5 protein-coding genes, 2 tRNA genes, 4 rRNA genes and 1 riboswitch are annotated in these 12,353 nt (G+C 43.8%); of the genes, 10 read left to right on the forward strand and 1 reads right to left on the reverse strand.

What is annotated here, in order from left to right; all coding sequences use genetic code 11:
- The first annotated feature begins 5 nt into the window (after positions 1 to 5).
- Positions 6 to 214, forward strand: a riboswitch (cobalamin riboswitch).
- A 68-nt stretch (positions 215 to 282) separates the two neighbouring features.
- From btuB to birA, 10 genes are all read left to right on the forward strand, one after another.
- A complete protein-coding gene (gene btuB, locus BTA34_RS17400; protein WP_151436620.1) occupies positions 283 to 2,139 on the forward strand; it encodes a TonB-dependent vitamin B12 receptor BtuB in 1,857 nt (618 codons plus the stop codon).
- Complete coding sequence (gene murI / locus BTA34_RS17405) at positions 2,084 to 2,950, forward strand: glutamate racemase (RefSeq protein ID WP_151436621.1); 867 nt, start codon at positions 2,084 to 2,086, stop codon at positions 2,948 to 2,950. Before btuB ends, murI begins: the two co-directional genes overlap by 56 nt.
- A gap of 398 nt (positions 2,951 to 3,348) precedes the next feature.
- A 16S ribosomal RNA gene (locus BTA34_RS17410) occupies positions 3,349 to 4,891 on the forward strand.
- Positions 4,892 to 4,975: 84 nt separating this feature from the next.
- Positions 4,976 to 5,051, forward strand: a tRNA-Glu gene (locus tag BTA34_RS17415).
- 367 nt (positions 5,052 to 5,418) lie between these two features.
- Positions 5,419 to 8,321 (forward strand): 23S ribosomal RNA (locus tag BTA34_RS17420).
- A 118-nt stretch (positions 8,322 to 8,439) separates the two neighbouring features.
- Positions 8,440 to 8,555 (forward strand): 5S ribosomal RNA (rrf, locus tag BTA34_RS17425).
- Between the two features lie 44 nt (positions 8,556 to 8,599).
- A tRNA-Thr gene (locus BTA34_RS17430) sits at positions 8,600 to 8,675 on the forward strand.
- Between the two features lie 50 nt (positions 8,676 to 8,725).
- Positions 8,726 to 8,841 (forward strand): 5S ribosomal RNA (rrf, locus tag BTA34_RS17435).
- Together the 16S, 23S and 5S rRNA genes with 2 tRNA genes alongside form the textbook arrangement of a ribosomal RNA operon.
- A gap of 179 nt (positions 8,842 to 9,020) precedes the next feature.
- Positions 9,021 to 10,055: a UDP-N-acetylmuramate dehydrogenase gene (murB, locus tag BTA34_RS17440; protein ID WP_151436622.1), complete on the forward strand. Its 1,035-nt coding sequence runs from the start codon at positions 9,021 to 9,023 to the stop codon at positions 10,053 to 10,055.
- Positions 10,052 to 11,014 carry a bifunctional biotin--[acetyl-CoA-carboxylase] ligase/biotin operon repressor BirA gene (gene birA, locus BTA34_RS17445; RefSeq protein WP_151436623.1) on the forward strand — a complete coding sequence of 321 codons (963 nt, stop codon included), beginning with the start codon at positions 10,052 to 10,054 and terminating at the stop codon, positions 11,012 to 11,014. Before murB ends, birA begins: the two co-directional genes overlap by 4 nt.
- Before the next feature lie 131 nt (positions 11,015 to 11,145).
- Here birA and coaA read toward each other — a convergent pair whose 3' ends face one another.
- A complete protein-coding gene (gene coaA / locus BTA34_RS17450) occupies positions 11,146 to 12,093 on the reverse strand; it encodes a type I pantothenate kinase (RefSeq protein WP_151436624.1) in 948 nt (315 codons plus the stop codon).
- Between the last annotated feature and the right edge of the window lie 260 nt (positions 12,094 to 12,353).

Below are 12,353 nucleotides of genomic sequence, written 5' to 3' on the forward strand. Positions count from 1 at the left end.
TTGAAATCGTAGCATAGTTATTCGGTCTCCTAATAGGAGTGAAAAGGGAATCTGGTGCAAAGCCAGAACTGACGCGCAGCGGTAATAGGATCAAGGATAATAAAAGACACTACAAAGCACTTATATAAGTGCAGTGGGAAGTCATTATCTTAAAGACATAAATTTGTTTCTTTAACCTAAAGTCCGAAGACCTGCCGAAGACCTGTCGCATCTTAAATTAAATACGCGCTTTATTTAATTTTGGCGGCATCCTGCTACTTATTCTGTTGGATGCAGATTTTCATGAATAATAAAAAAGTTTTTTTCATTTCGAGTGTGGCTTTGAGTGTTATGGCGGGCAGCTTTAATGTATTTGCAAATAACAGTGATACGTTAAGCGTGACTGCAAATCGTTTTCAAGAGCCTAACTCTTCTATTTTAGCACCGATAACCGTTGTTGAACGTGAACAAATTGATCGTTGGCAAAGTAATAGTGTTATTGATGTATTACGTAGAATGCCGGGTATTGATGTGGGGCAAAACGGTGGAATAGGGCAGATGAGTTCTATTTATGTCCGTGGAGCTGAATCTCGTCATGTTCTTATTTTAGTGGATGGTGTGCGTTTAAATCAGGCTAATGTGTCAGGTAGTTCTGATATTAGCCAAATTCCCCTTTCTCTTGTTCAACGTATTGAATATATAAGAGGACCTCGTTCTTCCGTTTATGGTTCAGATGCGATTGGTGGCGTGATTAATATCCTCACAGAAAGAAAAACAGAGGGAGGAACACTTAATGCCACAATGGGTTCTCATGGTTATCAAGAATATGATGGCTCCGTAAAACAGAAAGTCGGGGATAGAACGACATTAACGGTAGCAGGCAGTTATCTCTATACCAAAGGTTATGATGTAGAAGCGAATGGAAATACGGGTGGATATCCACAACCTGATCGCGATGGCTTTATGAATAAGTCACTGTGGTTAGGGGCTAATCACGATATTAACGATAACGTTTCTTTATATGCACGCGCTTATGGTTTTGATAATCGCACCGCTTATGATGCTTATTATGACAGTTATAACGATACCTTAACGGATACCCGAGCATTATTTAGCCGTACCTATGATGGTGGTGTGAAATTTAATCGTGATAACTACTCTTCTTCTTTAAATACCAGTTATAACTACACCAAAGATTATGACTATGATCCTCGTTATGGTCGCTATGGTAAAGGAAGCCGTTTTACCAATTCTGAACAATATAATGTGCAGTGGGGTAATCACCTTTTATTAGGAAATGGCAGTATTGGTGGTGGTGTCGATTGGCAACGTCAATCTATTAAAGCTGGCTCTAGTGGATTTCCTAATAAAGAACACTTCGACAATACGGGTTTATATCTAACAGGACAGCAAAAGCTAGGTGAGATTATAGCTGAAGCTTCAGTGCGTTCTGATAAGCACTCCGAATATGGCTGGCATACGACTTGGCAAACTAACTTAGGTTGGGAATTTGTTGAAGGGTATCGTGTGATTGGTGGCTATGGTACGGCATTTAAAGCACCGACGTTAACTCAACTTTATAGTGAATGGGGAAGTAACCCCGATTTACAACCAGAAAAGAGCAAACAGTGGGAAGGGGGCTTTGAAGGATTGACAGGACCTTTAGCGTGGCGAGTCACTACGTATCGTAATGATATTGATTCGTTGATCCAAGGTGAGTCAAATTATCCATACCGTAATTACAATGTTGGTAAGGCATTAATTAAAGGCGTGGAATTTACGGGTGAAATGGATACGTGGATTTTTCATCACACCTTTAACCTTCAATATATAGATGCAAGAAATAAAGAAACGCATCAACGTCTTGATCGTCGTGCGCGTCAACAACTGAAATATCAGCTTGATTGGCAAGTTGAGAAACTCGATATGGGAGTGACTTACCAATATATCGGTCAACGAACAGATAAAGATTATGGGACTTATGAGAATGTTTCTTTAGGTGGTGTGAGTATTTGGGATTTAACTGCTTCATATCCTATTACATCACATCTCTCAATTCGTGGTAGAATAGCCAACCTGTTTGATAAAGATTATGAGACAGCTTATGGCTATCGCACGCCAGGACGTGAATACTTCCTTACAGGAAGCTACAACTTCTGATGCACAACTTACCGCTAACCCTACTGTATTGGTTTTTGATTCAGGGGTTGGCGGTTTATCTGTTTATCGTGAGATCCGTGAAAAATTACCGGATGCTCACTATATCTATGTTTTCGATAATGAAGCTTTTCCCTATGGTGAGAAATCACAAGAATTCATTATTGACCGTGTTGTTCAAATCGTTAGCGCGGTTGCTGAAAAGCATGATCTCGCCACTATTGTTATTGCTTGTAATACAGCAAGCACAGTGAGCCTCCCTGCTTTACGTGCCAAGTTTACTGATATTCCAATTGTGGGTGTTGTACCTGCTATTAAACCAGCCGCTAAATTAACCTGTAATGGTGTAGTTGGATTATTAGCAACAAGAGCCACAGTTAAACGTCCTTATACCCATGAACTTATTGAACGCTTTGCGACTGATTGCAAAGTTCACTCTTTAGGTTCGGCTGAGCTGGTGGAATTGGCTGAGAGAAAACTTCATGGTGAAGCGGTTTCTTTAGAAGAGCTTCGTAAAATTCTTGCACCTTGGTTAAAAATGAAAGAGCCACCAGATACTGTGGTATTAGGTTGTACTCATTTCCCTTTATTAGCCGATGAACTTCTTTCTGTTTTACCTGATGGCACACGAATTATCGATTCTGGTGCTGCAATTGCACGAAGAACTGCGTGGTTGGTCGTAAATCAAGCGAAAATAAAAGGTTCAAATGAAATTAACTTCGCTTATTGCTTAAAAGAAGATGAGAATAGCGAATTACTAAAACCTGTTTTAGCGAGTTTTGGCTTTGAATCGCTCAGAAAACTGGCGCTTTAAGTGCAATTTGATTGAAAATTCAACGGTCAGTAAAAAAACTCAAAAAAAGTGTTGCCAGCTTCACAAAACTCCCTATAATGCGCCCTCGTTGTCACGGCAAACCACGCTAAGTGAGTTAGCCGAGAGGACGAAGAAAAAAAGTGAAAAGCCTTGAAAATAAACGCTTGACACTGAATGAGGAAGATGTAGAATGCACCTCCTCGCAACAACGCAGAAGACCGGAAACGGCAGCGAATGTTGCACTGCTCTTTAACAAATTATCAGACAATCTGTGTGGGCACTCGCAGAGACGATATCTTCTAAAATATTAGATGTATCAAGTCTTGAAGAGTGAACAACAAAAGTAAATTCATTTATGAATAGCTAAGTTTTCGATTTCTTTGAGCATCAAACACTTTTAATTGAAGAGTTTGATCATGGCTCAGATTGAACGCTGGCGGCAGGCCTAACACATGCAAGTCGAGCGGTAACAGGAGAAAGCTTGCTTTCTTGCTGACGAGCGGCGGACGGGTGAGTAATGTATGGGGATCTGCCCGATAGAGGGGGATAACTACTGGAAACGGTAGCTAATACCGCATGACGTCTACGGACCAAAGCAGGGGCTCTTCGGACCTTGCGCTATCGGATGAACCCATATGGGATTAGCTAGTAGGTGAGGTAATGGCTCACCTAGGCGACGATCTCTAGCTGGTCTGAGAGGATGATCAGCCACACTGGGACTGAGACACGGCCCAGACTCCTACGGGAGGCAGCAGTGGGGAATATTGCACAATGGGCGCAAGCCTGATGCAGCCATGCCGCGTGTATGAAGAAGGCCTTAGGGTTGTAAAGTACTTTCAGCGGGGAGGAAGGTGATAAAATTAATACCTTTATCAATTGACGTTACCCGCAGAAGAAGCACCGGCTAACTCCGTGCCAGCAGCCGCGGTAATACGGAGGGTGCAAGCGTTAATCGGAATTACTGGGCGTAAAGCGCACGCAGGCGGTCAATTAAGTCAGATGTGAAAGCCCCGAGCTTAACTTGGGAATTGCATCTGAAACTGGTTGGCTAGAGTCTTGTAGAGGGGGGTAGAATTCCACGTGTAGCGGTGAAATGCGTAGAGATGTGGAGGAATACCGGTGGCGAAGGCGGCCCCCTGGACAAAGACTGACGCTCAGGTGCGAAAGCGTGGGGAGCAAACAGGATTAGATACCCTGGTAGTCCACGCTGTAAACGATGTCGATTTAGAGGTTGTGGTCTTGAACCGTGGCTTCTGGAGCTAACGCGTTAAATCGACCGCCTGGGGAGTACGGCCGCAAGGTTAAAACTCAAATGAATTGACGGGGGCCCGCACAAGCGGTGGAGCATGTGGTTTAATTCGATGCAACGCGAAGAACCTTACCTACTCTTGACATCCAGAGAATCCTTTAGAGATAGAGGAGTGCCTTCGGGAACTCTGAGACAGGTGCTGCATGGCTGTCGTCAGCTCGTGTTGTGAAATGTTGGGTTAAGTCCCGCAACGAGCGCAACCCTTATCCTTTGTTGCCAGCGCGTGATGGCGGGAACTCAAAGGAGACTGCCGGTGATAAACCGGAGGAAGGTGGGGATGACGTCAAGTCATCATGGCCCTTACGAGTAGGGCTACACACGTGCTACAATGGCAGATACAAAGAGAAGCGACCTCGCGAGAGCAAGCGGAACTCATAAAGTCTGTCGTAGTCCGGATTGGAGTCTGCAACTCGACTCCATGAAGTCGGAATCGCTAGTAATCGTAGATCAGAATGCTACGGTGAATACGTTCCCGGGCCTTGTACACACCGCCCGTCACACCATGGGAGTGGGTTGCAAAAGAAGTAGGTAGCTTAACCTTCGGGAGGGCGCTTACCACTTTGTGATTCATGACTGGGGTGAAGTCGTAACAAGGTAACCGTAGGGGAACCTGCGGTTGGATCACCTCCTTACCTAAGAGATACGTGTTATGTGCAGTGCTCACACAGATTGTCTGATGAAGAACGAGCAAAAGCGCGTCTGCGAAGCTGACTGAAGTCCCCTTCGTCTAGAGGCCTAGGACACCGCCCTTTCACGGCGGTAACAGGGGTTCGAATCCCCTAGGGGACGCCAATTGCGCGGTATGAGTGAAAGGCGTACCACACTATAGTCTGATGAGAATCAGAGAATAGTTAAGATAATTCGCATGAGTTATTTTACCTATTATGCTCTTTAACAATCTGGAACAAGCTGAAAAATTGAAAACAAATCAATATATCACCGAGGTATATTGATGAGTCTCTCAAAATCTCAAACCTTGAATTTGTGATACTCCAGGCGAGTGTCATGAGCGAGCAACAGCAATTCTAGGCGGACAGCGCACAGTCAGCGCAGCATACATGAGTATGTGAGCATGACGAGCACTGCCCAACAACGAATTGATGCTTGTGTAGCCATGACCTTTAATGTCGCCTTCGAGAGAAACATCTTCGGGTTGTGAGGTTAAGCGAATAAGCGTACACGGTGGATGCCTAGGCAATCAGAGGCGATGAAGGACGTGCTAATCTGCGATAAGCGTCGGTAAGGTGATATGAACCGTTATACCCGACGATTTCCGAATGGGGAAACCCAATATCCAATGGATATTATCATTAACTGAATACATAGGTTAATGAAGCGAACCGGGAGAACTGAAACATCTCAGTACCCCGAGGAAAAGAAATCAACCGAGATTCCCCTAGTAGCGGCGAGCGAACGGGGAACAGCCCAGAGTCTTAATCAACAGCAGCATCAGGAGAACGGTCTGGAAAGTCCGGCAGTAAAGGGTGATAGCCCCGTATCTGAAGATGCTGTTGTTGTGAACTCGACGAGTAGGGCGGGACACGTGTTATCCTGTCTGAATATGGGGGGACCATCCTCCAAGGCTAAATACTCCTGATTGACCGATAGTGAACCAGTACCGTGAGGGAAAGGCGAAAAGAACCCCGGCGAGGGGAGTGAAAAAGAACCTGAAACCGTGTACGTACAAGCAGTAGGAGCCTCTTCGTGAGGTGACTGCGTACCTTTTGTATAATGGGTCAGCGACTTATATTCTGTAGCAAGGTTAACCGTATAGGGGAGCCGTAGGGAAACCGAGTCTTAACTGGGCGAATGAGTTGCAGGGTATAGACCCGAAACCCGGTGATCTATCCATGGGCAGGTTGAAGGTTGGGTAACACTAACTGGAGGACCGAACCGACTAATGTTGAAAAATTAGCGGATGACTTGTGGATGGGGGTGAAAGGCCAATCAAACCGGGAGATAGCTGGTTCTCCCCGAAAGCTATTTAGGTAGCGCCTCGTGAACTCATCTTCGGGGGTAGAGCACTGTTTCGACTAGGGGGTCATCCCGACTTACCAACTCGATGCAAACTGCGAATACCGAAGAATGTTATCACGGGAGACACACGGCGGGTGCTAACGTCCGTCGTGAAGAGGGAAACAACCCAGACCGCCAGCTAAGGTCCCAAAGTCATGGTTAAGTGGGAAACGAAGTGGGAAGGCTCAGACAGCCAGGATGTTGGCTTAGAAGCAGCCATCATTTAAAGAAAGCGTAATAGCTCACTGGTCGAGTCGGCCCGCGCGGAAGATGTAACGGGGCTAAACCATGCACCGAAGCTGCGGCAGCGACACTATGTGTTGTTGGGTAGGGGAGCGTTCTGTAAGCCTGCGAAGGTGTACTGTGAGGTATGCTGGAGGTATCAGAAGTGCGAATGCTGACATAAGTAACGATAATGCGGGTGAAAAACCCGCACGCCGGAAGACCAAGGGTTCCTGTCCAACGTTAATCGGGGCAGGGTGAGTCGACCCCTAAGGCGAGGCTGAAAAGCGTAGTCGATGGGAAACGGGTTAATATTCCCGTACTGGTGGTAACTGCGATGGGGGAACGGAGAAGGCTAGGTTGTCCGGGCGACGGTCGTCCCGGTTCAAGCATGTAGGCAGAGTGATTAGGCAAATCCGGTCACTTAATGCTGAGGTGTGATGACGAGCCACTAAGGTGGTGAAGCAATTGATGCCCTGCTTCCAGGAAAAGCCTCTAAGCTTCAGGTTACCAACAATCGTACCCCAAACCGACACAGGTGGTCAGGTAGAGAATACTCAGGCGCTTGAGAGAACTCGGGTGAAGGAACTAGGCAAAATGGTGCCGTAACTTCGGGAGAAGGCACGCTGGCGGTAAGTGAAGTCCCTCGCGGACAGAGCCGAAGCCAGTCGAAGATACCAGCTGGCTGCAACTGTTTATTAAAAACACAGCACTGTGCAAACACGAAAGTGGACGTATACGGTGTGACGCCTGCCCGGTGCTGGAAGGTTAATTGATGGGGTTATCCTTAGGGAGAAGCTCTTGATCGAAGCCCCAGTAAACGGCGGCCGTAACTATAACGGTCCTAAGGTAGCGAAATTCCTTGTCGGGTAAGTTCCGACCTGCACGAATGGCGTAATGATGGCCAGGCTGTCTCCACCCGAGACTCAGTGAAATTGAACTCGCTGTGAAGATGCAGTGTACCCGCGGCAAGACGGAAAGACCCCGTGAACCTTTACTATAGCTTGACACTGAACATTGAGCCTTGATGTGTAGGATAGGTGGGAGACTATGAAGTGTGGACGCCAGTCTGCATGGAGTCAACCTTGAAATACCACCCTTTAACGTTTGATGTTCTAACCTAGGTCCATAATCTGGATCGGGGACCGTGTCTGGTGGGTAGTTTGACTGGGGCGGTCTCCTCCTAAAGAGTAACGGAGGAGCACGAAGGTTGGCTAAGCATGGTCGGACATCATGCGGTTAGTGCAAAGGCATAAGCCAGCTTGACTGTGAGAGTGACGGCTCGAGCAGGTACGAAAGTAGGTCTTAGTGATCCGGTGGTTCTGAATGGAAGGGCCATCGCTCAACGGATAAAAGGTACTCCGGGGATAACAGGCTGATACCGCCCAAGAGTTCATATCGACGGCGGTGTTTGGCACCTCGATGTCGGCTCATCACATCCTGGGGCTGAAGTAGGTCCCAAGGGTATGGCTGTTCGCCATTTAAAGTGGTACGCGAGCTGGGTTTAGAACGTCGTGAGACAGTTCGGTCCCTATCTGCCGTGGGCGTTGGAAGATTGAGAGGGGTTGCTCCTAGTACGAGAGGACCGGAGTGAACGCACCACTGGTGTTCGGGTTGTCATGCCAATGGCATTGCCCGGTAGCTAAGTGCGGAAGAGATAACCGCTGAAAGCATCTAAGCGGGAAACTTGCCTCGAGATGAGTCTTCCCTGTCACCTTGAGTGACCTAAAGGAACGTTTAAGACTAAGACGTTGATAGGCTGGGTGTGTAAGCGTAGCGATACGTTGAGCTAACCAGTACTAATGAACCGTGAGGCTTAACCTGACAACACCGAAGGTGTTTTGTCTGAGAGACGAAGAGTAGATGAAGTAAGCTTGTTTAAGATTGAAATTGCTGGTTACTGAGGAAGAAACGACAGTAACGGGTAATAAAACCGAATTTGCTTGGCGGCCATAGCGCAGCGGACCCACCTGAATCCATGCCGAACTCAGAAGTGAAACGTTGTAGCGCCGATGGTAGTGTGGGGTCTCCCCATGTGAGAGTAGGGAACTGCCAGGCATTAAAATTTAGGCTGTGTCAGCCGGTGACAATAAGCCACTAGTGCTGATATGGCTCAGTTGGTAGAGCACACCCTTGGTAAGGGTGAGGTCCCCAGTTCGAATCTGGGTATCAGCACCATAAAAAATTATTATAACTGCATAAACAGACAGTTATAAATACAGAATTTGCTTGGCGGCCATAGCGCAGCGGACCCACCTGAATCCATGCCGAACTCAGAAGTGAAACGTTGTAGCGCCGATGGTAGTGTGGGGTCTCCCCATGTGAGAGTAGGGAACTGCCAGGCATTAAATAAGACGAGAAAGCCAACCCAATGGGTTGGCTTTTTTGCGTTTGGGATTTTAAAAGATCATAAGACATCTGAAATGTAGATATAATATCTCCATACTAATCACCTGCCACTTTACTATCCTCAGCGATGCTAGGCTGTTAAACTAAGCCATCAGCTAAATGAGGTAGACTTTCATGAAAGAATCGGTTTCATTGCAAGCATTTAATACATTTGGTTTGAGAGCAAAAGCTCACCAAATAGAAACTGCAAATAATAAAGATGAGCTTTGTACATATTGGCAAAATGCCCATGAGCAGAAATTACCCACCCTTATTCTAGGTGGCGGTAGTAACGTACTGTTTACAGAAGATTTTAATGGTATTGTTATCCGCAATTGTATTGCTGGTATTGAAATTACTGAAAATGAGCAATATTGGTCTATTCATGTTGGTGCGGGCGAAAACTGGCATGCACTTATTGAATTTCTGTTAGAAAAGAACATCTATGGACTGGAAAATTTAGCACTGATCCCAGGAAATGTAGGTTCAGCCCCCATACAAAATATCGGTGCATATGGCAAAGAATTAAAAGATGTGTGTGCTTATGTTGATATTGTTGAGTTAAGTACGGGTCATGTTCATCGATTAACTAATAATGAATGTCAATTTGGTTACCGTGATAGTATTTTCAAACATCATTACCAGCAAGGCTTTGCTATTATTGCTGTTGGCTTACAGCTTAGCAAAAAATGGGAGCCTATTCTTACGTATGGCGATTTGTCAAAATTATCATTAGAAACAGTGACGCCAAAAGATGTATTTGGATCTGTATGCGCTATGAGAACGAGCAAACTACCCGATCCTACCATAACAGGTAATGCTGGTAGCTTTTTCAAGAACCCAATTGTTGATACTCGTATTGCACAACATTTAAAAGCAGAATATCCCTTCTGTCCTCAATATGTTCAACAAGATGGTGTAAAACTTGCTGCAGGTTGGCTGATTGATCAATGTGGTCTTAAAGGTCATCAGATTGGTGGTGCTGCTGTTCATATGAAGCAAGCACTTGTTCTTATCAATAAAGACGATCTAGCCACGGGCAAAGACATTGTCAATTTAGCTGCATATATACGCCAAAAAGTCTTTGAGCGCTTCGGTGTACAATTAGAGCCAGAAGTTCGCTTTATGGGGCAATATGGCGAAATCAATGCAGTGGATGCTATATCATGAAAGAAACACCAACTCCCTTATTATTAATAGAGCTTCTTGCTGACGGAAATATCCATTCAGGGGAGCAACTAGGCGAAAGCTTAGGAATGACACGCGCAGGCATTAATAAACATATTCAGACATTGCGCAGCTGGGGTATTGATGTTCAAACTGCCGCGGGAAAAGGCTATCAACTAGATGCTCCTATGAACTTGTTAAATGCGGATAGTGTAAACAAGAACATCAATGGTGAACCTGCTAGCGTTATTCCGGTTATCGATTCTACAAACCAATACTTAATCCAACGTATTAGCGAATTAAAATCGGGTGATGTCTGTATTGCTGAATATCAGTCTGCTGGGCGAGGTAGAAGAGGGCGTCAATGGGTTTCGCCTTTTGGTCGAAATTTATATTTGAGTATGTATTGGAAACTCGATCAAGGACCTGCCGCTGCAATAGGGCTGAGTTTGGTTGTTGGCGTTATTATGGCTGAAGTATTGCAAAAACTTGGCGCAGATGGCGTTAAAGTTAAATGGCCTAACGATCTCTATTTAAATGATAAAAAACTTTCAGGCATTCTTGTGGAGCTAACAGGAAAAACAGGTGATGTTGCTCATATTGTCACAGGTATTGGTATCAATATCGCGATGAGTAAAAATCAAAATGAAGCGATTAATCAGCAATGGATTAATTTAGAGCAAGTTGGTATTAAAATTGATAGAAATGAACTTGCTTGTGAAATTACAAATGCATTAAGAGAAGCATTTGTTCAATTTGAAAAACAAGGATTATCTATATTTATCGAGCGTTGGAAACGTTTAGATAACTTTATGGATCGTCGGGTGAAGCTGATTATTGGTGAAAAAGAGATCTTTGGTATTGCCAAAGGTATTAATGATCAAGGCGCTCTACTTTTAGAACAGGATGGAAAAATCATACCTTATATAGGTGGTGAAATTTCACTGAGAAGTGCATCGTAATGTCTTAAATTGCATCGAACATCTAAAAATAAAAAGCTTTCCTAAATGGGAAAGCTTTTTATTTATCGATACTATTTTTTAATAACTAAAACATAATAATATATAGATAAAACGGTAAGAATTGTTTAGATTTATTTACGTAATCTAACATTAGTGATCGTATGATTTTGCCCTTTGGTTAGTATAAGACTCGCTCTTTCTTTCGTAGGCAGAATGTTTTGTTTCAAATTCAAACCATTAATTTCTTGCCAAATTGAAGAGGCTATTTCAATAGACGCTTCTTTGCTTAGTTTAGAGTAATTATTAAAATACGATTCAGGATCAGTAAACGCACCTTCTCTAAATTTTAAAAAGCGACTGATATACCAGTGTTTTAGTAATTCTTCTTCAGCATCAACATAAATAGAAAAATCGACATAATCTGATACGAAAACATTATGTGGATCATGAGGATAATCCTGATTACTTTGTAATACATTCAATCCTTCAAGGATTAAAATATCAGGTTGTTCAATAACCTGTCTTTTATCTGGAATGATGTCATACACTAAATGAGAATAGACAGGGGCTGTGACTTGTTTCTTGCCTGATTTTATATCAGAAACGAAAGAGACAAGGCTATGCATATCATAGGATTCAGGAAATCCTTTTTTTTTCATTATTCCGCGTTTCTTTAACTCTGCATTAGGTAAAAGAAAACCGTCAGTAGTAATTAAATCAACTTTACGATGTTCTGGCCAACGGGTTAAAAGTGCTTGTAGCAAACGAGCTGTGGTACTTTTTCCAACAGCAACACTACCCGCTATACCAATAATGTAGGGGATTTTGGCGCTTCTTGTTCCAAGAAACTGCTCTAAGACGGCTTGACGACGTAAGTTAGAACTTATGTAAAAATTGAGCAATCTTGAAAGAGGAAGATAAATCTCAATGACATCATCAATAGAAATTTCTTCGTTAATTCCTTTTAAATCAGCAATCTCTTTTTCGGTTAGCGTTAAAGGAACGGAATCTCTTAACGTTGCCCAGTGCTTTCTGTCAAATTCTAAATAAGGGGTTATAAAGCGTTCTTTGTTATTCATAAGCCAACATCTGCCTAATATTCGCAGGTTGGACAGGCTGTTTAAAACACCCGTATCCGATAAAAAATAAACAGCATCATAACGAGTGATGACTCTTAGGCGTAGATATTTTTTAAATTTTTTCTACTTTTTTTGACACGAACTGAATAAATCTGTAAAAAAAGTACAAAAAATAGTCATAAAAATATTTTTTTAGCGTAGACTAATAAGGGCGTAATCAATCTTTTTTCTAAAAATTTATTGATGGTTAATAAATTTAA

Source organism: Proteus sp. CD3 (genome assembly GCF_008808075.1).
GTDB classification, from domain to species: Bacteria; Pseudomonadota; Gammaproteobacteria; order Enterobacterales; family Enterobacteriaceae; genus Proteus; species Proteus appendicitidis.